This is a genomic window from Clostridium sp. LS (genome assembly GCF_002760435.1).
Taxonomy (GTDB): Bacteria; Bacillota; Clostridia; order Clostridiales; family Clostridiaceae; genus Clostridium.
Genome location: NZ_AUUU01000021.1, coordinates 87,388 through 110,092, shown reverse-complemented (window position 1 = coordinate 110,092; position 22,705 = coordinate 87,388). Strand labels below are relative to the sequence as shown.

Below are 22,705 nucleotides of genomic sequence, written 5' to 3'. Positions count from 1 at the left end.
AACATCACTATTGAATACTGTCAACAACTTCTTCAAAAAAACTTTTATCCTCTTTTTCAGGGATATTATCGAATTTAAGTCGTATTACTTATGTCTCTTAGCGACGTTTTTCATCTTATCATTTCTGCTATATTTACTTTTTTTATTTTATCACCATATTATTAGATTATTCATAAATTTCGTTATTTTTCTTTATTATCCTCATTGTTATTTATATTGATACGCTAGATATAGTTGTTTATTATCTGTATCCTTAAATCTTAGGTAATCCCCCAGCGATAATACTACTTTAAAATAAATCTCTTTTCCGATTTTTGTTGAAACTATCTCTAAAAGCTAAAAATCTATTCACTTACAACAATATCAACTGAAGTTTGTGTTCCATTAACATCTACAGTTACTTTAGTGCTTCCTGTTTATAAACAAGAAACTTTGATCTAATAGTTCCCATAAAGTTATTAATATCATCTAAGTTCCTTAAATTAATTAGAAATCATATTATCTTTATTTAGTCCATTCGTTACAAGAATAGCATATAATGTGCCATCTGCTTTCATATCACTAATTTTTCTATTTAGTGCATTTAATAATTCCGTATCATTTTTTCTAACTGCTATCCCTACATTTCCAGTTATCTCAGGATTATAATCTTTTAGCATTCTTACCAAAAGATTTTTATCTTTCATTAAAGAATATTTTACTATAATAGAATCAACTATACCTGCATCAATTTTATTATTATTTATAGCATTTAACAGGTCAGCTGATGTATTGAATATTGCTATATCTTTTATCAATTTATTTTCTTTCCACCTTTTTGCCATTTCTAAAAATACTGTTCCTTTTTCTACACCAACTACTGAGTTTTTTAAATCATTTTTAAAATTTATGCTTGAATATGTTGGAACTACAATTGCTTCTGATCCTTTATACAAAGGCTGCGTAAATGATACTAGCTCTTCTCGCTTTGGAGTTATATATATTCCCCCTGCGGAAATATCTATACTATCATCCGTATTTAATTTTTCTAGTAAATCTGAAAATGGTGCTATCTTCATTTCAACTTTATTAATTTCAAGACGACTTGTAATTTCACCTATAATGTCAGCATCAATTCCTGATATCTTATTTGTATTATTATCAAAATAAAAATATGTAACATCATTTAATGGTGAGACAACAGTAATTTCTCCTTTTTCTTTTATTGTCTCCAATCGATTTTTTTCCTTAGTAATATTTATTGTTGTAGTTTTACTACTATCCACTCTACTATTCCCTTCAAGTATCATTCCTATTCCAATAAAATTTAGAATAATGATGAAAATTAATAGTCGTTGAGTTATTCTTTTCATATAAATCTCCTTATAAGTTTACTAATTAACGTTATTATATATTGTTTCTCATAACAAAAAAGCAGGGGAATTAATTCACCCTAATGCTATTTTGCATTAAAATATTAAAAATTAAACATATAAATCGATATTATAATACTAACAGAATTTAACCTTTATATTTACCAATTCTATTTCCTTACTTCCTTCGGGTAAGTCTGGAATTGCATCATCACCATACTTTATTCTTATTAAGCTTGCCCTATATAAATCATCAGAACAGTTACCATCTTTATATAAGACTATTGCCTTTTCTTTTTCTAAACAATTAGGAATTATATCTTCAACTTCATATTGTTTATCTTTATATTTGAAAATACATTTAATTAATGTTTTAATCTTATTCATTTTTATCACCCTAATTACTTAGTATATGATGATTTTCTAAAATTGTTACTTTTTTTATGGCTATTTTAAAAATTAAAACCATAGAGATTTGCTTTTCCCCATGGTTTTAACTTTATACTTTACTTTACTATATTAATAGTTCCTTCTTTTCTTGGTGGAGCCTTAGGTTCTTGACCGCCGTTAAAACCTAGAGCAGCTGTGCCAAATACTGCATAATTTTCTGGAATTCCCAGTTCTGTAAGTATGCTTCTAACCTTTTGATCATCTCCAACCATAGCTAGCATATGTATCCAGCAAGAACCAATATCAAGCGAATGAGCAGCCAACATTATATTTTCAAGTGCTGCTGCACAATCAAAGTGTCCTACTGGTAAGTTTTTATCACAAGATGTTATTATTATAGTTGGAGCACTATAGAATGGATTAAAATTTGGGTTACCACCTATCTTTTTTAATTGCTCTACAGGAGAGTTTAGTAATGCTTCTTTAGCTGCAGAAATTAACTGGCTAATCCTCTCCTTATTTTGTACAGCTGTAAAGTGCCAACTTTGACTATTCATACCACTTGGAGCAAACTTTGCTGCTTCTAATATTGTATTTAAATCCTCATCTGAGATTTGCTCTTCCTTATAAACTCTTACACTTCTTCTTGTTAAAATATTTTGTATTACTTCATTCATGTTTTTTTCTCCTTTCATTTTAAACACATTATAACTTTATTTTGTCATTGCCGACTGACAAGCTTGCTAAAAATATTTTAGGACTTTAACCCTAATAATTAGCATTATCATTTTTTGACAAATATATAAATAAAATTTATAATTAGTTTGTCTAATTATTGATGTATTTTATAAGATAATATAATGTTATCAATAATACTTACATCCGTCTAATTAATTTTTTTCATTAGATCTATGAAAATAAGTTATATATTTTTAATATTTATGTAACTAGTAGATATTTTAAAATAAAGGAGTACTGGCTATGAACTATCAACAATTAGAATATTTTAAAACTGTAGCAGAAACACAGAATTTTACATCCGCAGCCAATCTACTTTCTATAACTCAACCAGCTTTAAGTAAATCTATTTCAAAATTAGAAGAAGAGTTAAATGTTCCTTTATTTGAAAAGAGCGGTAGAAATATAAAACTAACCCGCTTTGGAAGTATGTTCTTAAAACATGTCAACGTTGCAATTATGGAGATTAATACAGGGATACAAGAATTACAAAATATAATCAATCCTATATCAGGCACAGTCTCTATTTCTGCAATTTATACCATTGGAACACATTTTATGCCTACAATGATTAGTGAATTTCTAAAGGAAAGCCCAAATACAAAATTTGAATTTTGTCAAGAATCCACTCCTGAAATATTAAAAGGCCTTAAAGATGGTAGATTTGATTTAGGTTTCTACGATGAATTTGAAGACATCAGCAAATATGAAGAGATTGATTCAATTCCTATAAAAAACGATGACCTGGTTATAATAGCTCCAAAAAACCATACGCTTTCAAATAAATCAGAAGTAATCCTAAAAGATTTAGAAGATGAAACTTTTGTATTTTTTTCTGAGGGAATAAAGAATAAAATGTGCTCTGTTTTTAACAATATTGGATTTATTCCTAAAGTTTCAATGAAACCTAATGAAAGCAGTATGATTACAGGATTTGTGAGCGCTGGCTTAGGCATCTCCATAGTTCCTGATACCCCGAACTTAAAAGTAGATAATTTATCAGTGTTAAAAATAAGAGAACCTTATTGCTATCGAACAATTCATATGGGATGGCTTAAAGATGGTTACATGTCTCCTGCTGCTAAAATTTTTAAAGATTTTGTTAAGATGCAGTCTCAAAAATGGCAATAAAATTTATATATCTTAAGGTTTTTCATTTTTAATATAAATAATTAATTGATCTATTACGCTGCTAAATTTTTTCAATCACTTCAAGTAAATCATTTATTTTAAAATCTGCTTCTGATTGATCAACAAAATAATCTTTTTGCACTAATGCTAAAGTCATAATCCCTGCTGATTTTGCCGCTTTAATTCCCAGTGTAGAATCCTCTACTACTAATGCATCTTTTGATGATAAATTCAAAGCGTCAAGAGTTTCAATATATATTTCTGGATCTGGTTTGCTCCTTCTACACTCCTCTCCACTAATAAAAAACTCAATATAATTATCAAGTTCACACTCTTTTATCATTCTTAAAATATCTTGTTTTCCAGATGATGAAGCAATAGCTATTTTAATGTTTCTTTCTTTTAATTTGCCAAGTACATCTTTAGCACATGGATTCAGTACATCATGAAAATTCACTTCATGTTTTTTAGAATACCTTAAATATTTTTCTTTTAAGTCCTCTCTTTTTTTCTCATCATTAGGTACTAGCATTTCCCAAATCATATCACTGCTTAATCCAATAAAATCTTGAATTTTTCTTGATGGAGTCTCTATTTTTAATTCATCAAAGAATTCCAATCTTCTTCTAAAATAGAACTTCTCAGTATAAGCTAAAACTCCATCCATATCAAAAATTACTGCTTTTTTCAAGTTTTATCCCTCCAAATTAATGAGTAAATACTATATAAGAAATTTACCTATTAGGGTGTACTCTTATTTCTCATACTTTAAAATAAACAAATCTAAATTATCATATTTCTTTATTGGTATTAGATATTCCTTAGAATATTATACATAAGTTTTTAAAATAAAAGGTTAAATAGACTTCTTACTTACAAATTATTATTCTTTTAATTCCACAAAATACTTATTTGACATAAAATTCACACGAATTTCACATAAATTTCACATTGGAACATTATAATGCACTTGTAACCAGTTATTTCAAATAATATATACTTTTAATTAATGTACAATCAAGAAAATTTTTATGATGCAAGGAGAGGTAATTATGAAGAAGAACAAAATATTAGGAATTGTTATTGCAACTATGGTTTCAGTATCAAGTATTGTTCCCGCATTTGCTGCTGATAATACTAATCAAAGCCCAACAGCTAGCAGTACTACAAATCAAGTACAACAAATTAGTGAAGCAGATAAACTTGCAAAACTTACACAAAGAGCTACAAAACTTGGAATAGACATTACAGGATTAACTAGTCAGCAAGCAAGTGATAAAATAAGAACTGCAATTGCAGCAAAACTTGGTGTAGATATTACAGGCCTTACACCAGAAGAAGCCAGAGCTAAAATTCAAATTGCTAGAGCTGCTAAGCTTGGAGTTGATATTACCGGATTAACTTTTGATGAGGCTCAAACAAAAATTCAAGAAGCCCTTGAGGATAAAGCTGCTGCTACAGCCGATAAAGTTTCAGCAAAAGCTGCCGCACTTGGAATTGATATAACAGGATTATCATTAGAAGATGCAAAAACTAAGGTTCAAGCTGCTATTGAGGCTAGAAGCCAAGAACTTCTTACTAGAAAGGCTGCTGAATTAGGCGTTGATATTACGGGTTTATCAACTGAAGATGCTAGAACTAAAGTAATAGCCGCAGAGGCCGCAAAGCTTGGAATTGATATTACAGGTTTATCAAACAAAGATGCTGTTGCTAAATTAAAAGCAGCCGTTGAAGCTAAAAATCTTGCTGAACTTACTCAAAGAGCAGCTCAACTTAGTGTTGATATAACAGGATTATCAAATAAAGATGCAAGAGCTAAGTTAGATCAAGCTGAAGCTTCAAAACTTGGCATTGACGTAACAGGTTTATCAAATGAAGAATCAAGAATTAAAATTCAAGCTGCTAAGGCTGCTAAGCTTGGAATTGATATAACTGGTTTATCAATCCAAGATGCAAGAGCTAAAATAGAGGCTGCATATGAAGCAAAAAAAGAAGAGGTAAGTCAAAAACTTTCTGATGCAGCAGCAAAACTTGGAGTAGATATTTCAGGTCTTTCTAATAAAGATGCTAGAGAAAAAATAAAAGAAACTCGTCAAGAAAAAAAATCAACAACTACTACAACTTCAACAACTACTGCTACTGTATAATAATTTATATAAAAAGAGGTATTTTCAAACATGAAAGTATCTCTTTTTAATTTCCTATATTTTAATTCTGATTTTTGAGATATTCTTCATATATTATTCTCTGAAAATCAAAAACATTCAAACCCAATATGCTATAATTACTATATTTAAATACTTTATAGGAGAATATGCATGGAAATTATTAAATCAATATTTTATTTTATATTAGCTGGAATATTCGAAATTGGTGGTGGATATCTTGTTTGGATATGGTTGCGTGATGGAAAAAGTTTATGGTATGGAATTCTTGGAGCAATAGTATTAATTTTATACGGAATAATTCCTACATTACAACCTTCTAATGCAAACTTTGGTAAGGTATATGCGGCTTATGGAGGTATATTTATTGTTCTATCTATTTTATGGGGGTGGAAAATTGATAATGTAACTCCCGATAAATTTGATTTAATTGGTGGATTAATAGCACTTTTTTGGTGTTATGGTGATTATGTATGCACCTAGAGGCTAGTATTTATTCTAGTAATTCTTCAATACTAGAAGTTACAACCAAACCAATTGTGATATTCTTTTGTAAAATCTCACAAATAATACGAAAAATATACATCTTTATAAATACATATGATATAATTAATCCAGAAGCAAATAATACCCTATTCAATTGAAAAATATATTGTAAAAAAATGTAGTCATATTTTTGACTACATTTTTTATTAAATAAAAAGTGTCCTTTAAGATAAACTTACACTGCCTTTCCCAAAAATAATAACTGAAGAATCAAAATCAAGAGGTTTTAAAACATGTTCTGTAGATCCAGGACCTAATCGCACTAATTCTTGAACAGTTTGATTTGAATCAATAATCATAATCATCACTTTATCATTAAGTGATGTAATTCTGGCTGTAATTGGGGTACCAACTAATAAATTTGATTCTCTAGCATTATATATACCTTGCGTTAATATTTTTCCTTCTGCAAAAGCATTTATTGTAATTGTGCTCAGTGATAGAGTTAAAAAAATAGAAAATAAAATAATGAATTTTTTCATTTTAACTTCACCTACTATAATATTATTAATTACTAAGTCAAATTTTATTATGTGAATAATAAAAAGAAATATTCAAAATTTAATAAATACAACTAGATTGAACTTTTCTTTTGCTCTATTGCATAATTGCCTTCAATGTATACATTAAAGATTATCATCTATTCCTGTCTCTGCCATTTCAAATTGACTGTTATAAAGACTTGCGTAGAATCCTTTAGTTTCTAACAGTTTCTCATGAGTCCCCTGTTCAACAATATCTCCATGACTCATAACAAGTATTAAATCGGCATCACGGATTGTTGATAGACGATGAGCGATTATAAAGCTTGTGCGGTTTTTCATAAGATTATTCATAGCCTTTTGAATCTGCACTTCTGTACGTGTATCAACAGAACTTGTAGCTTCATCAAGAATCAATATTTTAGGATCTGCAAGTATTGCTCTAGCAATTGTTAATAGCTGCTTCTGCCCTTGGGATACGTTTGAAGCTTCCTCATTAAGGATTAAGTTATAGCCATCTGGTAAAGTATGCACAAAGCTGTCTACATGAGCTGCTTTTGCTGCTTTTTTAACCTCTTCATCACTTGCGCTAAGTCGTCCATATCTTATATTTTCCATTATAGTATCATTATACAGCCATGTGTCCTGAAGAACCATTCCAAACATTGAACGCAAGCCCCTACGAGTAAAATCGCGGATATCATGTCCGTCAATTAATATGGCACCTTCGTTTATATCATAAAAACGCATAAGCAATTTAATCATGGTTGTTTTACCTGCGCCTGTTGGCCCAACAATAGCAACTCTTTGGCCTTCTTTAATTTTAGCTGAAAAATCATTTATTACTGTATTTTTAGGGTTATATCCAAAGTTAACATTCATAAACTCCACATTACCTTGGATATTTTCCGGATTTACAGGATTAGTTGTTTCAGTAACTTCCTCCTCCTCTGCAAGAAACTCAAATACACGCTCAGCTGAAGCTGCAGTCTGTTGAAGTATATTGGATATATTGGCAATTTGTGAAATAGGCTGAGTAAATTGCCTTACATATTGTATAAAAGCTTGAATGTCTCCAACGGAAATGCTTCCTTTTGTGGCAAGATACCCTCCTAAAATACACACACCTACATAGCCAAGATTGCCAACAAAGTTCATAAGAGGCATCATTATACTTGTTAGAAACTGTGACTTCCAGGCAGATCCAAAAAGTTGATTATTTAATTTATTAAATTTTTCAACACTCTTCCTTTCACCATTATAAGCCTTCATTACTAAGTGTCCGCTATACATTTCTTCTACATGACCACTTACGTTTCCTAAATAATCCTGCTGTTGTTTAAAAAATTTTTGAGAACTTCTTACAATTCCGATAATAAGCAAAAATGATATAGGGATCATAATAAAAGCTACTAGTGTAAGTTGCCAGCTTATAGTAAGCATCATTATCAAGACTCCAATTACTGTAGTTACTGATGTTATTATCTGACTTAAACTTTGGTTGAGTGTCTGGCTAAGTGTATCAACATCATTTGTAATGCGAGATAATACTTCTCCGTGATTTGTACTGTCAAAATATCTTAGAGGCATCTTATTAATCTTCTCTGAGAGTTCTTTTCTCATATTATAACTTACCTTCATGGATACACTTGACATAATCCATCCCTGAACATATGCAAATAGAGCGCTAAATATATATAGAACAACAAGTGCAAAAATTATATTTCTAATATAATCGAAATCAATATCTCCTGTACCAGATATTTTGGCCATTATTCCTTCGAACAATCTTGTTGTTGCTTTTCCTAAAATCTTAGGGCCAGCTACACCCAAACCGGCACTTATTATCGCAAGAAAAAAAACTATGACTATTGATATTCTGTACACCCCTAAATATTTAATAAGCTTTCTCATTGTGCCCTTAAAATCACGAGCCTTTTCCCCCTTCATCATGGCCATAGGTCCTCCGCCAGGGCGCGCACTTCTTCTTGGGTTGGAGTTTATGTGCTTATTATTATTTTCACTCATGCTAATTCCTCCTTTGAAAGCTGTGATAAAGCAATTTCCTTATAAGGTTCACAATTCTCCATAAGCTCCTTATGAGTGCCCATTCCTACTACTCTGCCTTCATCAAGAACTATTATCTGCTCAGCATTTTTTATAGTTGCAATACGTTGAGCAACAATTATAACAGTGGTAGAACCAGTCTTTGCCTTCAAAGCCTTTCTTAAGGCTGCATCAGTTTTAAAATCAAGGGCAGAAAAACTATCATCAAATATAAAGATTTCAGGTTTCTTTACCAAAGCACGGGCAATAGATAATCTTTGCTTCTGTCCTCCTGAAACATTAGTTCCTCCTTGTGAAATTTCAGTTTTAAAACCTTCAGGTTTATTATTTATAAATTCCATGGCCTGAGCTATTTCTGATGCTTCTATTAAATCCTCCTCACTTGCATCCTCTTTTGCATATTTAAGGTTGGATTCTATGGTACCACTATATAAGTTCCCCTTCTGAGGCACATATCCAATTTTATCTCTTAAATCGTGTTGAGTTACTTCACGTGTATCTACGCCATCAACAATAAGCTTTCCTCCTGTTATATCGTAAAATCTTGGTATAAGACTGATTAATGTAGTTTTGCCTGAACCAGTAGCTCCAATAATAGCAGTAGTCTGCCCAGGTAAAGCCTTAAAGGTTATATTCTTCAGTACATCCTCCTCTGCTCCAGGATATCTAAAGGATACATTGTTAAACTCTACAACTCCTTTTAGATTCTCATTAAATTTCTTTGGAGATGCTGGGTCGTTAATTATAGTTTCTGTTTCCAAAACCTCTGCTATTCGCTGTCCCGCAACCGATGCTCTAGGTATCATAATGAACATAAAGGACATCATTAGAAAGGCAAATAAAATCTGTACTGCATATTGCATAAAGGCCATCATATCTCCAACCTGCATGCTGGAATTTGCAATTTGGTTAGCGCCAACCCAAACAATAAGCACTGTTATTCCATTCATTATAAGCATCATAATCGGAAACAAAACCACCATTACACGATTTACAAATAAGCTTGTGTTTGTTAAATCCTTATTAGCCTTATCAAATCTTTCTTCTTCAAATTCTTGTGTATTAAATGCCCTTATTACCATTATTCCAGAAAGACTTTCTCTGGTAACTAAGTTCAATCTGTCAATAAGCTTTTGTATAACTCTAAATTTAGGCATTGCAACAGAAATTACAGCAATTATAATTATTAGGAGTATGGCCACTGCCAATGCAATAATCCAAGACATTGAAGTACTTCTTGCCATAGCTTTTATAACACCACCTATGCCTATAATTGGTGCGTAAAATACCATTCTTATCATGATAACAATGAGCATTTGAATCTGAGTAATATCGTTTGTAGTCCTTGTTATAAGAGAAGCTGTAGAGAACTTATCCATCTCAGTATTTGAAAAGCTCTGAACCTTTGAAAATATTTTACTTCTTAAATTTCTTGAAAGTCCTGCTGCTGTTCTTGACGCCAATAAACCTACAAGAACTATGCAGGCAGCACTTAACAAAGATATTAGAATCATGTAAATACCAATATTTAATATGTATTTATTTTGCATTGTGTCTGTATTCATCCCCAAAGCTTTGTATTCATCCTTAACTAAGCTGGCAGCAGCCTGAATAACCATCTTATCTCCAAGAGCTGTAAACTTCTTTGATCCCTCTTCCACCATACTTTTCCTCTGATCTTCAGGTACTTTTCTTAATAAAGCAAATAAATCAGTACTGGCTGGAATCTTCTTACCATTAAAATCAATTGTTCCGCCGCTAGCATCTGCTTTCATCTTTTCTACTCCAGAAACTGTTAGGAGGGCTTTACCCATAATTGGGTTTAATTTATCTATTTCTGCTACATCTTTATTTTTCAGTACATAAATGTGCTCTTTTTTAAGAACAGGATAATCTTCTACATATTTGTTGTAATCTGCACTGGATTTATCAACAAGAGTATAATTATCCATAACTTCGTTTTTATCTTGCCCAAAAATAAATAATGTCAGTCTATCCATCTGACTCTTTCTAATGGCTTCAGGTACAGCATTTTCAATCCCATTCTGCTGTATTCCAACATTTACAATGTTAGACATATAATCTGGCAGAGCTAAATCACACATTGCCTGCACAAATAGTAATGCTATAGCAGCAAAAATCAACCCAATAAAGGGTTTTAAGTACTTCATCAATCTAGTCATTATTCTTTCTACTCCTTTGCTTATTCTTACTTATTTATTTCAACTTAATCTTAATAGAATTTATTATGCTATGCCTTCTATTCTTTTATTCAAAATTCAGCATTAATAACCTACATATGTAAATAGTATTTCCAATGTAAGTTATTATTATTATTATTATTGATACCAAGGAATAATATAATCTTTTCCCACATAAGCTAAAGTCAAAAGAGGTGAGATTATGTCAGATAAGAATAAAGACTTAGACAGCCTTGAAAACTACTTTCAAAATTCTATTACTCAGGCTGCCAACATGGGAGCTTTTAGCTTTGCAGTATCCCCTATAAATGAATTAACTCAAATGAACAATCAAGGCTTGGAAACTAATGATAATTTGAATGAGAATAGAGAGACAGTAAATAAAATTAACGAATTAAGAGAAAATGGTGAATAGCTTTTATTTCTATTACAAAAAAATCTGTATAAATAATTGTTTTTCTATTAAATCAATTATTTATACAGACATAAAAAAATATATTATGGAATTAAGTATAAACACCCAAGAAATTTATTCCTAAAATAAATGTAGTCAAATTCAGGACTTTTCTGATTCTTCTCTAGGATCTGGCAACTGTGCTATCACTACTGCTGCCAGCATAAATAGACACCCTATTACTTCTCTAACCGATAACTTTTCACCAAGTACAACTGCCCCACTGATTACAGAAAAAACAGCTTCCAAACTTAAAATAACAGCTGCTATAACTGGCGGAGTATATTTCTGACCAACAATCTGCAATGTATAAGCTACCGCTACTTCAATTATTGCAGTATATAAAATTGGAACAGCACCACTTTTAATCTCGCTCCATTGTAGATTTTCAAATAGAAGCATAAAAATGCACGATAAAATACCCGTTGTTATAAACTGAACAAATGATAATTTAATTCCATCTACCTCTTTTGAGTACTTATCTATTGCAAGTATCTGCATAGCCCAAAAAACAGTGCCCGCAAGTTCATAAGCGTCACCTATCTCTAAATAAAATCCTTCTACCATGCAAAGCAGATACATTCCAAGGACTGCAAGAAATACTCCAATCAAGGTATTAATCTGTACTTTTCTGGTTAAAAATATCATTATTATAGCAACCAATACAATTTCAAGAGAAGTTAAAAAACCAGCTTTTCCTGCTGTTGTGTATTTAAGCCCTATTTGCTGAAGAGATGCAGCCGCAAATAAAGCAGTACCACATGATACTCCTCCAATGTAAAGCCGTTTATCCAAAAAGCCGCCATCCTTTTCATTGGTTTCAGGCTGTTTTTTATGCTCTATCTTTGTAATAAAAATTATAATAGGAATAAGAGCCAAGCCTCCCAGTAAAAAACGTAACATTCCTAATGTGTATGGCTCAATATAATCCATGCACATTTTTTGGAATACAAAACAGGTTCCCCACAGCATAGTAGCCAATAATAAAATTAATTCACCTCTCGTTTTTTTCATAATGCTCACCTCCCGTATAATTATTAGATTACAAAATAAAAAAGACATGAAGAAATTCCTCACGCCTCTTTGCTTTTCTACATTATAATTTATTCGCTTAACTCAATCAATTATCATAACTAGCCATTTCTCTTACCCTAAAGTACCAATAACTAGTATTTTTATAGTACTACATAGACATTAAAAATTAAAATATCTGTTTCTCAAATCTTTTATTACTTCTATATTAGTACTATAAGTTGCCCCTTCATCTCTAACATCCTTTGAATTTTCATCATATTCTCCTGAAAAAGACAGTAAATTAAAACTTGTCTCCATATAATAACGTTCATCGCAAATTAAAAGTTTATTATGAGAATTTACTTTTTTAATTTTAAAATTATCACCATAAGCTTTGAATTTTTCTTTTAATTTTTCTGCTATTCTATCACTATTCATATTCTTATTCCTATTATTATCTTTTTTAATATGATAAATTGAGCTATTTTCCTCTATTCCATAGATAATCTTAATAATTCCACCTTTTATAAGTAAATTTTCCATCATGCTTATTAAATTATCATTAACTACATAATTATTCATCCATGGACTTGCAATATTTAATTCATATTTAGAATCTGAAAAAGCTTCAATAAATTTCTCTCTAATTTCTTTATTTTGTAAATGATATTCTTCATATTTATTTGTAATTTCACTTAAAGTCCCAGATATTGTTTTATCAAAGGGCTTTACATTCTTTATTTGATATTGATTATCTTCATAACTTATATATAAATCACATATTTCTTCAATACTAAATTTATTTAATTTATATGTTTTTTCTAGTAATATTTCATTATTATTCAATTTACTTATAACTTCTTCTATTCTAATAACTCTCTCTTTATCAAAGAACATCAAAGCATTTATAGCTTTACTATCAATATTTATACTTTTATATTTTAAAAATCTTTTAGATAAATTATCTTTCTTACAGCTAATAACTGAATTTAAATCATTCGCTTTTAACAAACAATAATCCATATCTCTTATTTCATCATCATATTTTAATAACTCATCTTCATAACTTTCTAATTTTTCCTTTTTAGCTTTAAGTTCTTCATATTCCTTTTTTACATATTCTAAAGTTAAATTTTCTTTTGAATTGCAATTTTCCGATCTATGATTAATTAATTGCTTAATTTTAGCTATATTTTTATCTAAAAAATTTCTTGAAAATTTACTATTAGTCTTCTTATTTTTAGAGTATAATAAATCATCTTTCATCCTATACCTCCTAATACATTTATTATTATTATATTTTCAAAGTGTATTTTATCTTTAAGCTAATCCTTTATATTTAAATAAATTTCAGGTAACTTTTTGAAACCTTATATTTATACTTTCTCCATTCATCTTCAAAATTGGCAAACTTATATATAATTATTATATCATTAAAAGTTGAAAAATCTATGTACAACTATGATGCTCAAATATCTTAAAGAAGTTGGAATGTTTAAGCAAGAAACCAAAATATATTCTTTCATAATTAAATAACATAACATTTATAATATATGATATAATTAATTAGCAATTATAAAAAATTGTGCATTACTTTTATTCGAAATACACTACATATAATATTAGGAGGAATTTTAATGGATCGTACCGTCACCTTAAAAGAAGGTCTCAAAAATAAGTCTTTTTCGGAAAAGATAGATTATTTATGGACATACTATAAACTTCATATAATTGCTATAATAAGCATATTATTTTTACTCTTTACTCTTATTTTTGATGAATTAAATAAGAAAGTTCCATATTGCACCATTAAATATATTGATAATGGTATTAGCGGGCAAGAATTATCTGATGCAGCTGATAAACTAAATAATATTGTTTTACATAATGATAAGCATTCTATTATTAATTTTGATTCACATTTTGATATGGTATACATTTCAACTAAACAAGTAGATATTGCAATTGTAAGTAAAGAATTCTTTGAACAGAATTTTTCTTCTAATATGTTCTTAGACTTAGACTCTCTTAATGGTTTTTCTGATTTACCAATTAAAAACCATAAATTAATAAAAAAAGCTGACGACTCAGGTAAAAATGGCACCTATGGTATAGAAATAAAAGACTTGAATATTTTAAAAGACATACACTCAGATTCTGATGATAAAATACTTACAGTAATAGCTAATACAGAACATAATGATGCAGTAGTCAATGTACTCAAAGTATTTTTAGAATAGATAAAGATAACCAAAATATAAATTATATTTATGAATATAACCGACCGAAAGAAAGACTAACCATGTTGCTCGGTTGCTAGAGAATAGCATTGAGGATTTCTAATAAAGAAATCCTACAATCCTATTCCCAATGCAACACTGCGCAAAATAGTTAGTCTTTCTTTCTGGCATGGTATATATTTTCAAGTATAATTTCAATCTAATAATTTGTTTACTTATATAGATAACTACGAAATTAATAAGTCTAATCTATGCAGATAAGGCTAAATATAGAAGTTATACTTTTTTAGGCAATAGCTTTACATAAGTGTTTCTTAATTCTTGGAGCCTTTGAAGATTATTTAATGCATTTTCTTTACGTTCTTTTCCTACTGCAACAATTATGCTTTCTATTAATGCAAAGGGTGCCACCATTGAGTGAAATTCCCAAAGTTCACCTCTTGCTGCATAAATATGATATGTGGCTTTATTTAACATCGGGCTTACCATCAAATCTGTAATTAATATAGTTTTACAATTGATTTTCTCTGCTATATCAAATAAAACTTTTATTTCTGGAGATTCATGAACAAACCCAAAAATAAGTATAACATCCTCAGGCTTTATGTGAATTAAGTCCTCAAATAACTCATGTCCACTACCTGTTAGAATATTAACCTTAAAATCAAAACGCCTTAACCTAAATTCTAATAAAGAAGATAAACATACTGCTGGTCCCGATGCATAAATATGTAATGTATTGCATTCATTAATTGCTGAAATTATATTTTTAAATCCTTTATCCTCCAAATGGTCAACAGTTTCCTTAATATAATTTACTCCTGACATAATAGAATCCGAGATTTCATTATAACTATCCATTTTATCAAAAGCAGTTTTTATCTTAGATGCAGGTGAAAATGTGGTTTGTTCCTTCAAATGCTCTTTAAACTCTTTGAAATTCTTAAAGCCGATTGTTCTCCAAAAACGTGATACGGAAGAAACACTTACATTACACTCTTTAGCTAAATCTTGTTCTACCATAAAGGGTATTACGTCTATCTTTTGCATAATATAATTTGCAATTTTTTTATGGTTCTCCGAAAAATTTTTTTCTGCTGAATTTAAGTCTACCACTAAAATTCCTCCCTAATCTCTATTTAGCCTCTAACTGTTTCTTTAGAATACTTTTAATAATAGTTGCCGCTTTTATTTTAATATTTAAATGTGGTGAAACAGATATTTCATACCTTCCACACTTTATTTCATCTTTTATTTCCTTAACTGTATTGCATTCTTTTTCAAATGCTGTCATGACACTTCCAATCTGTAAATACTGATGAGTATCGCTGCCAGTAACAATAGGGACATTATATTCTTCCCCTAGCTCCTTTACCTTTTTACTCATTTCCTCAATTCCATATGTAAATAAATCTTTACCATTTAAATCAAAGGCATTAAATCTGCTTAATAATTCAGGCTCTGCCTTATATAAAGGATGATCTTCTCTAAAAGGATGTGAGCCTATAATCAGCATATCATAGGTTTCACATAATCCAAATAATTTCTTAAGTGAAATAAATGATTCCTTTGAATCATAATCATTTAAATATTCTCGTACTTCTCTAATATTCCTAAGGTTTCCTATTATCAATACATGTCCGTTCTCTTTCACGTCTACTTCCATGCCTGTAAAAGCCTTAAACCCATCAATATCATAATAGTCATCTTTATATTCATAATTCTTATCCAAGGTATCATAAACCTCAGGAAAGTTTAATGTATTAAAATGTTCAGTTATAGTAATCGCTGTTAACCCTTCCTCTTTTGCTTCCTTTATAAGTTCTCTGAAATTATCTATTGAAAAATTAGTTTTCTTAGATAATTTAACGTGTGAGTGAAAGTCAATTTTCATATTTATTTATTCTCCCTCTATAATTAATGTTCAAGTATATAATAAGTAGTGGATTATTAAAATTTAATATATTTCTATCTAACATGACTACGCAATACTCTATTTGATGCTTATTATTGCACAATCTATGATACCTGTACTTTTTCTATGTATTCTATTAGCTTTCCAGATTTTTTATCATATATATTTACCTTATTATCGTCATAAGTTACCCACATAATTGAATTAACTTCAAATTCTTCTTCACCTATTACCAAAGCTGTCAGTAATTGATTTCCTACTTTTAACTGCACCAGAGTTTCTGGTCCAGCTGGAAAAGTGGCAGCAACAGTTGCTCTAACAGAGTCCTTAACCGATTCCTCATGTATTTTTATATCCTCAGGCTTAATAGTTAGTATTACTTCTTTATGTGAAATATCTATAGGCAAAATATTAAATAATTTAAGGCTTGATTTAATAGCACCATAATCTCCGTAATTTTCATATCTTCCCTCTAAAATATTAAGGGAAGAATTCCCTATAAATTCTGCAACTTCTAATGTAGCCGGCTTTTTATATAAATTTCTTGGTTTTTCTACTTGAACTATTTCTCCTTTAAAAAATACTGCAACCTTTGTTGATAATGTTAAAGCTTCATGCTGGTCATGAGTAACGTATATAATAGTAGTGTTAGATTCTTGATGAAGTTTCTTTAACTCATTTCTCATTTCAATCCTTAACTTTGCATCTAAATTTGAAAGCGGTTCATCCATTAGCAATATTTTAGGTTTTGTTACCATAGCACGTGCAATAGCTACCCTCTGCTGCTGTCCTCCAGATAGTTCAGCTGGATATCTTTCACTTAGATTTGCAATCTGCATCTTTTCTAATGCTTTTATTGCTAAATTTTTAATTTCTCCCTTAGATATTTTTTTCATTTCAAGACCAAAAGCTATATTTTCATATACTGTCATATGTGGCCACAGAGCATAGCTTTGAAACACTAAACTTAAATCTCTTTTTGAAGGATCTAAGTGATAATTTTTTTCTCCATTATCTATTTCTGTTCCATTAAAAAATATACTGCCTTTCTCTGGCTTTTCAAGTCCTGCAATGACTCTTAAAGTAGTAGTTTTGCCACAACCTGATGGGCCGAGAAAAGTCATAAAGTCACCATTATCAATAGTAAGATTTACGTTTTTCAAAACATGATTATTATCAAAAAACTTATTTATATTTTTAAGCTCTATAAAACTCATCTTAACGTCCTAATCCTTTCGATAAATCTATTTTTCCAAAAACTGTTGCTGAAAAATATACAAATATTATTATTAATATAGTAAATATTAATATAGCATTAGTCAGCTGTGTAAAGCCTTTTTCTGTATAATAAAAAGTTAATGTTGTTAACGTTTCTGTTTTAGGAGTTACAAGCATTATTATTAACTCCATCTCCTTCATAGCCCCAATAAATACTAATAAAAAACTTGTAAAAAGGCTTTTCTTGTTTAACGGTAAAATTATTCGCTTAAACCTCTCATAAAAGTTTGCTCCATTAATTTTTGCTGCCTCTTCTAATTCCTCTCCCAGCTGAAGCATAGAACTACTGCCTACTCTTGTAGTAAAAGGTAATTCCTTAATAATTGTAATTAAAATAATTAATGATATTGATCCATATAATGCTGGTAAAAATAAGGTTGGCTTTGCAAACATAGAAATATAAATTGCAGATAGTGAAATACCCGGTATTAAATAAGGCACAAAGGAAATTTGATCTATAAATTTTGATAATCTTGCGCCCTTTCCTCTTGATATGACATATCCCAAAATCAAACCAACAAGTGCTGCGATAATTGAGGACATAATTGCTATATATAATGAATTCTTCAAGCCCAATAGAAAAGTTTCATTATGAAAAATTCCAGGCTCACCAGTATTAATTTCATAAATCGACTCTCCTATCCAATAATGCAAGGTCAGATTATTAAAATTAAAATTGCCATCCTTAAGCAAAAATGTTTGAAATAAAATAAGTAATAACGGAAGTATTGAAATTAAAACAAGCATAGTTAACATTGCTGCTCCAACAATATTACGCGCTTTACCTAACGATATAAGCTTTTGAGCAGCCCCTTTTCCTGTAACTGTAACATAGCTTTTTCTCTTTCCAATTAGCTTTTGGTTAATAGCTATAGTTCCCATAGATATTACAATAAGTATTAAGCTTAAAACATTAGCTTCGGTAACCATACGTGAACGCATACTGCTGTAAAGCATTGTTGAAACAGTGTAAAATTTTACTGGTGCTCCTAGTAGTTCAGGTACAGCAAAGGAACTTATAGCTTTGCTGAAAATAAGAATAAAAGCTGATAAAATTGATGGAAGTACTATTGGGAAAACTATTTTTTTTAATATCTTAAATGTATTTGCTCCTGATATTTTAGCTGCTTCTGATAATTGACTATTCATAGAACTTAAAGCTGCCCCAACAATTAAATAGAAATAAATACTATCATGAATACTAAGAGATGCAACTATTGGAACAAATCCATAAGCTATCCAATCTGGAGGATTAACATGAAATAATCCTTGAAGAATTCCTAAACTTCCTCCTATTTTATCATTTTTAAAAATCCCAAGCCATGCCATTGAAGCTACCCACGATGGAAACAAATAAGGAATAATTGTTAAAAATCCTATTGCTCGCTTAAAAGGTATGTCAGTACTAACTACTAACCATGCAAGTCCACATCCTAAGATCATTGAAATTATAGCCACTGAAACCCCAATAGCTAGAGAATTTAGTAAAGGCCCATAGAATAGAGAATCACTAATATCGCTATATAAAACTCTCAGCCAATGATATAACGTAAACTCACCGGGAATTGCCTCTGCTGCAAAGCGAATATCTTCAGACTTCCACAGAAATGTTGAATTAATCATTTTAAAAAGAGGAACAAGTACTGTATAGGCAAGAAATGCAAGAGCAATTAATGTAACTATGTTTATTGGATTATTAAAAAAGTTTTTAATTTTGTTATTAATGCCGACCTTCAAAAATTTAACCTCCTAATTTTTACTCTGCTTAATCCAAAAATCCCTTAGCTTTGGTGATTCCTTATACAATTTATCTCCATCAAAATCCCAAAGTTTTAAATCTTCATATTTAATATTGTTTTTGGATTGTATATCATTACGTGGCACCCAAGAACCTACAGCATTAAACTGATCAGCACCTTCTGCTTTACCATCTGCTTCTCCCATTATCCAACGCATAAATAATTTACCGGCATTTTCATGAGGAGCATTTTTAGCTAAATAAATATAACCTGGGTCTGGTACTGAAGTTTTTGGTTTCAAATCATAAATTGCAGATACATGCCATCCTTTTTCTTGAATTTTGCTCATATCTCCTGAAACTGATATTCCAACAGCTTTATTGCCAGTCTTTGAAATTGCATCAAGAACATCATCACTTCCCTTAAGTACAACAAGTCCATTTGCAAATAATTCTTTAATAAATTCATAACCTGCATTTTCAGTTCCATTAAGAACTACGTCTTTTCCAAATTTCTCTTTATAAGCAGCTGCCATATCATCACTATTAATAACCATAGTTGTATACAAATCCATAAATGCTGGCGAATTTAACGGATCTACTGCATAAATCTTTCCCTTCCATTCTGGAGTAGTTAAGTCCCACCAATTTTTAATAGGAGCTTCCTTAAAATCGTCAGTGTTATAAAAAACAGTTCTAAATTCAAGATAATTTGCATAACCTGGTGATTTAGTCTTAAAAGGCTCATCAACATGTGCTGCTATATCTTCAGGTAAATATCTCAAATAACGGCCGTTTTTAACCATTTCTTCTTCAACTGCACCACTAACCTCTTTTGTAATAATTACATCTGGATTGTAAGTGCCTGCATCCTCTTCACTAATGACCTTATTCATAATCTCATCAGACTTAAGCTTGCTAACTTCCACCTTAACTCCCGGATACTTTGCTTCAAAAGTCTTTTTCGCATCATTGGCACGAGCCGAAGTAGAATATACTACAACAGTTCCTTCCTGTTTTGCTTTTTCATATAATTCATCTACTGATGGTTCTTTTGTAATACTTGCATTTGTTTCTTGTTTATTAGCTACAGTAGATACATTTTTACTGCACCCAGAAATAGCAGTACTTAAAATAATTAAAACTGATATTAATACCATGAGTCTTTTTGACAAAAATCTTTTTTTCATTAAAATATACCTCCAAAACCTATCTTTAATTCCATAATCTGAATATATAGTAATATTGTTAACTTTGTATTAAATATAAGTTTGATTCTGGTAAAAAAATATCACTAATACTTTATATGATAAAAAACTATCAGAATACAACAAAGATAATTACGCAAGAAAAAAAGGTAAACTGAGTATTAATACCCAACCTACCTTCTTTTTTTAATAATTTACTACATCATCTGTCCATTTTATAAATTCCATATATGCACCTGCAAGTTTCTTTTGATCAACTTCCATTTCTTTAGCACAAGTCATAATATTTTCCCATCGGCCTTTTTCGTAATCAATTGCCAGCTTTAGTATTTTATTTAAAGGAGAATTTTCATCAATTAATCCTTCTTTGATTTCATCTGATATGCAGAGTTCCTTTATGATAACATCTATAGGACAATTTAAAATTGCATCAATGACTGAGAATAAACCTACCATATATGCTGAATATCTTTTTTCTCTATATTTACTCATGCTACAGATAAATTCACATAACTTAGCTCTTTGCAGTGAAATTTTTACTAACTCATCAGTATTATCTCCTTTTAAATCATTCAATAAAACTATATTCAGCCATTTTATAACTTCCTTCTTACCCAAAAGTGTAAGAGCAAACTTTATAGAATTTACTTTATTTCTTAGAGAATATGCTGATGAATTAATTAGTTTAATAAGTTTATACGATAATCCAACATCTTTCATTATTAATGCTTCCAACTCATTAAAATCAAATTCTTCTTTATTTATTGTTTTAAATATATTTAAGGCAGTATCTTTGTTAGTTGGAATCTTTTTTGTTGATAATACTACCGGTCTGCTAAAATAGTAACCTTGAAAATATGTGTAACCCAACTTTAAAGCCTCATTGTACTCTGCTTCGCTCTCAACCTTTTCAGCCAAAAATTCTATTTTTTCATTTACCTTTCGCAATTCAAATATCTTTTTTCTTTCGTATCCCTTAGTAATCATGAAATCTACTTTTATAATATCAGCTATTTTTATTAAACTTATATATTTTTTATCAAATACAAAATCATCCAAAGCTAAAATAAATCCTTTTTCTTTAAGCTTTTTACAAGCATTTATTATTTCGTCAGTTGGCTCTACATTTTCTAAAATTTCAATAACAACATCATCGCTTGGAAGTATTGTTGCTACTTCATTTTTTATCAAATCCTCTGTAAAGTTTATAAATCCTTTTTTATTACTTGTAATACTTTTAAAATCGAATGCATAAAATGAATTTGCTATAACATTTAGTGTCGCTTTATTTCCATCAATATTGTCGTAAAAATTATTCTGCCCATTTCTAAATAGAAGTTCATAAGCAACTACTTTATTATCACAGTTAAATATAGGTTGTCTTGCTACAAAAATATCCATAACAAATCATTCCTTTCATTAATATTTAGTTGATCCCTTTACTTCTCCTTACAAGCGTCATCATAGAATGTCTTTTACTTCTAGGAAATAAAAATCTCTTCATTGTTAATACACTTTTAAGTTTTATCTATACTTGTATACATTGTTATAAATTAAATTGCATTATATCTATATACCTAAATTCTGGTATAAAAAAACCAATTAAAACTAATCTACGCTCTGATTAGTTTTAACTGGTCGGTTGCACAATTAGCTCTAAATTCTCAAAGTGCCCAAATAAAGAGAATTTTTCACAGCTTCCAATTCAAATATTTTACTTTAAATATTATTTTTTGATATATATGAAATATTATCATTAAATCGAAATAAAATCAAGGACAATGAT

General features: G+C 29.9%; 19 protein-coding genes, 1 pseudogene and 1 riboswitch. Of the genes and pseudogenes, 5 read left to right on the top strand and 15 right to left on the bottom strand.

The features are described from left to right. Positions 1–482: 482 nt before the first annotated feature. From COL3_RS06070 to COL3_RS06060, 3 genes are all read right to left on the bottom strand, one after another. Complete coding sequence (locus COL3_RS06070) at positions 483–1,352, bottom strand: ABC transporter substrate-binding protein (RefSeq protein ID WP_008418303.1); 870 nt, start codon at positions 1,350–1,352, stop codon at positions 483–485. Between the two features lie 138 nt (positions 1,353–1,490). Further along, positions 1,491–1,739 carry a hypothetical protein gene (locus COL3_RS06065; protein ID WP_008418305.1) on the bottom strand — a complete coding sequence of 83 codons (249 nt, stop codon included), beginning with the start codon at positions 1,737–1,739 and terminating at the stop codon, positions 1,491–1,493. A 119-nt stretch (positions 1,740–1,858) separates the two neighbouring features. Further along, positions 1,859–2,419: a nitroreductase gene (locus tag COL3_RS06060; protein WP_008418307.1), complete on the bottom strand. Its 561-nt coding sequence runs from the start codon at positions 2,417–2,419 to the stop codon at positions 1,859–1,861. Between the two features lie 304 nt (positions 2,420–2,723). Between COL3_RS06060 and COL3_RS06055 the strand changes: the two genes are divergently transcribed. Beyond that, positions 2,724–3,611, top strand: a complete 888-nt coding sequence (locus COL3_RS06055) for a LysR family transcriptional regulator (RefSeq protein ID WP_008418309.1) — start codon at positions 2,724–2,726, stop codon at positions 3,609–3,611. Positions 3,612–3,672: 61 nt separating this feature from the next. Here COL3_RS06055 and COL3_RS06050 read toward each other — a convergent pair whose 3' ends face one another. Continuing rightward, positions 3,673–4,302 (bottom strand): HAD family phosphatase, encoded by a 630-nt coding sequence (locus COL3_RS06050; protein ID WP_008418311.1) that lies wholly within the window; start codon positions 4,300–4,302, stop codon positions 3,673–3,675. A 361-nt stretch (positions 4,303–4,663) separates the two neighbouring features. Here COL3_RS06050 and COL3_RS06045 point away from each other — a divergent pair, with 361 nt between their 5' ends. Both COL3_RS06045 and COL3_RS06040 read left to right on the top strand, forming a co-directional pair. Further along, the gene (locus tag COL3_RS06045; protein WP_008418312.1) at positions 4,664–5,758 is read left to right on the top strand and encodes a hypothetical protein; all 1,095 of its coding nucleotides are present in this window, start codon (positions 4,664–4,666) and stop codon (positions 5,756–5,758) included. A gap of 171 nt (positions 5,759–5,929) precedes the next feature. Further along, positions 5,930–6,266: pseudogene (locus COL3_RS06040) on the top strand (YnfA family protein). Between the two features lie 220 nt (positions 6,267–6,486). Here the strand turns inward: COL3_RS06040 and COL3_RS06035 are convergent. The 3 genes from COL3_RS06035 to COL3_RS06025 all read right to left on the bottom strand — a co-directional run bounded on the left by COL3_RS06035 (position 6,487) and on the right by COL3_RS06025 (position 11,054). Next, a complete protein-coding gene (locus COL3_RS06035) occupies positions 6,487–6,804 on the bottom strand; it encodes a hypothetical protein (protein WP_008418316.1) in 318 nt (105 codons plus the stop codon). 144 nt (positions 6,805–6,948) lie between these two features. Beyond that, on the bottom strand, positions 6,949–8,832 hold the full coding sequence (locus COL3_RS06030) for an ABC transporter ATP-binding protein (protein ID WP_008418318.1): 1,884 nt from the start codon (positions 8,830–8,832) through the stop codon (positions 6,949–6,951). After that, complete coding sequence (locus COL3_RS06025; RefSeq protein WP_008418320.1) at positions 8,829–11,054, bottom strand: ABC transporter ATP-binding protein; 2,226 nt, start codon at positions 11,052–11,054, stop codon at positions 8,829–8,831. Before COL3_RS06025 ends, COL3_RS06030 begins: the two co-directional genes overlap by 4 nt. Before the next feature lie 220 nt (positions 11,055–11,274). Between COL3_RS06025 and COL3_RS06020 the strand changes: the two genes are divergently transcribed. After that, complete coding sequence (locus tag COL3_RS06020) at positions 11,275–11,487, top strand: hypothetical protein (RefSeq protein WP_008418323.1); 213 nt, start codon at positions 11,275–11,277, stop codon at positions 11,485–11,487. A 141-nt stretch (positions 11,488–11,628) separates the two neighbouring features. Here COL3_RS06020 and COL3_RS06015 read toward each other — a convergent pair whose 3' ends face one another. Together COL3_RS06015 and COL3_RS06010 are read right to left on the bottom strand one after the other, a co-directional pair. Further along, positions 11,629–12,540 carry a DMT family transporter gene (locus tag COL3_RS06015; protein WP_008418325.1) on the bottom strand — a complete coding sequence of 304 codons (912 nt, stop codon included), beginning with the start codon at positions 12,538–12,540 and terminating at the stop codon, positions 11,629–11,631. A 180-nt stretch (positions 12,541–12,720) separates the two neighbouring features. Further along, positions 12,721–13,806, bottom strand: a complete 1,086-nt coding sequence (locus COL3_RS06010) for a hypothetical protein (RefSeq protein ID WP_008418327.1) — start codon at positions 13,804–13,806, stop codon at positions 12,721–12,723. 371 nt (positions 13,807–14,177) lie between these two features. On the opposite strand from COL3_RS06010, the gene COL3_RS06005 reads away from it, so the two are divergent. Beyond that, positions 14,178–14,780: a hypothetical protein gene (locus COL3_RS06005; RefSeq protein ID WP_008418328.1), complete on the top strand. Its 603-nt coding sequence runs from the start codon at positions 14,178–14,180 to the stop codon at positions 14,778–14,780. Between the two features lie 276 nt (positions 14,781–15,056). On the opposite strand, the gene COL3_RS06000 is transcribed toward COL3_RS06005, so the two are convergent. The 6 genes from COL3_RS06000 to COL3_RS05975 form a co-directional block, all read right to left on the bottom strand. Then, positions 15,057–15,896, bottom strand: coding sequence for a MurR/RpiR family transcriptional regulator (locus COL3_RS06000; protein WP_008418330.1), 840 nt, complete (start codon positions 15,894–15,896; stop codon positions 15,057–15,059). 19 nt (positions 15,897–15,915) lie between these two features. Next, positions 15,916–16,674, bottom strand: coding sequence for a PHP-associated domain-containing protein (locus COL3_RS05995; RefSeq protein WP_008418333.1), 759 nt, complete (start codon positions 16,672–16,674; stop codon positions 15,916–15,918). A 125-nt stretch (positions 16,675–16,799) separates the two neighbouring features. Beyond that, positions 16,800–17,912 carry an ABC transporter ATP-binding protein gene (locus COL3_RS05990; protein WP_008418335.1) on the bottom strand — a complete coding sequence of 371 codons (1,113 nt, stop codon included), beginning with the start codon at positions 17,910–17,912 and terminating at the stop codon, positions 16,800–16,802. Between the two features lies 1 nt (position 17,913). Then, complete coding sequence (locus COL3_RS05985) at positions 17,914–19,710, bottom strand: iron ABC transporter permease (RefSeq protein WP_008418337.1); 1,797 nt, start codon at positions 19,708–19,710, stop codon at positions 17,914–17,916. A 12-nt stretch (positions 19,711–19,722) separates the two neighbouring features. Continuing rightward, positions 19,723–20,901: an extracellular solute-binding protein gene (locus COL3_RS05980; protein WP_008418339.1), complete on the bottom strand. Its 1,179-nt coding sequence runs from the start codon at positions 20,899–20,901 to the stop codon at positions 19,723–19,725. Between the two features lie 204 nt (positions 20,902–21,105). Next, positions 21,106–22,320 carry an HDOD domain-containing protein gene (locus COL3_RS05975; protein WP_008418342.1) on the bottom strand — a complete coding sequence of 405 codons (1,215 nt, stop codon included), beginning with the start codon at positions 22,318–22,320 and terminating at the stop codon, positions 21,106–21,108. 226 nt (positions 22,321–22,546) lie between these two features. Next, a riboswitch (cyclic di-GMP riboswitch) is annotated at positions 22,547–22,630 on the bottom strand. Positions 22,631–22,705 lie beyond the last annotated feature (75 nt).

Coding starts and splice junctions, on each gene's coding strand:
- COL3_RS05975 (WP_008418342.1), bottom strand. CDS start 22,320: ATGGATATTTTTGTAGCAAGACAACCTATATTTAACTGTGATAATAAA.
- COL3_RS06035 (WP_008418316.1), bottom strand. CDS start 6,804: ATGAAAAAATTCATTATTTTATTTTCTATTTTTTTAACTCTATCACTG.
- COL3_RS06020 (WP_008418323.1), top strand. CDS start 11,275: ATGTCAGATAAGAATAAAGACTTAGACAGCCTTGAAAACTACTTTCAA.
- COL3_RS06030 (WP_008418318.1), bottom strand. CDS start 8,832: ATGAGTGAAAATAATAATAAGCACATAAACTCCAACCCAAGAAGAAGT.
- COL3_RS06025 (WP_008418320.1), bottom strand. CDS start 11,054: ATGACTAGATTGATGAAGTACTTAAAACCCTTTATTGGGTTGATTTTT.
- COL3_RS05980 (WP_008418339.1), bottom strand. CDS start 20,901: ATGAAAAAAAGATTTTTGTCAAAAAGACTCATGGTATTAATATCAGTT.
- COL3_RS06045 (WP_008418312.1), top strand. CDS start 4,664: ATGAAGAAGAACAAAATATTAGGAATTGTTATTGCAACTATGGTTTCA.
- COL3_RS06065 (WP_008418305.1), bottom strand. CDS start 1,739: ATGAATAAGATTAAAACATTAATTAAATGTATTTTCAAATATAAAGAT.
- COL3_RS06015 (WP_008418325.1), bottom strand. CDS start 12,540: ATGAAAAAAACGAGAGGTGAATTAATTTTATTATTGGCTACTATGCTG.
- COL3_RS06055 (WP_008418309.1), top strand. CDS start 2,724: ATGAACTATCAACAATTAGAATATTTTAAAACTGTAGCAGAAACACAG.
- COL3_RS06060 (WP_008418307.1), bottom strand. CDS start 2,419: ATGAATGAAGTAATACAAAATATTTTAACAAGAAGAAGTGTAAGAGTT.
- COL3_RS05995 (WP_008418333.1), bottom strand. CDS start 16,674: ATGAAAATTGACTTTCACTCACACGTTAAATTATCTAAGAAAACTAAT.
- COL3_RS06010 (WP_008418327.1), bottom strand. CDS start 13,806: ATGAAAGATGATTTATTATACTCTAAAAATAAGAAGACTAATAGTAAA.
- COL3_RS06070 (WP_008418303.1), bottom strand. CDS start 1,352: ATGAAAAGAATAACTCAACGACTATTAATTTTCATCATTATTCTAAAT.
- COL3_RS06005 (WP_008418328.1), top strand. CDS start 14,178: ATGGATCGTACCGTCACCTTAAAAGAAGGTCTCAAAAATAAGTCTTTT.
- COL3_RS05990 (WP_008418335.1), bottom strand. CDS start 17,912: ATGAGTTTTATAGAGCTTAAAAATATAAATAAGTTTTTTGATAATAAT.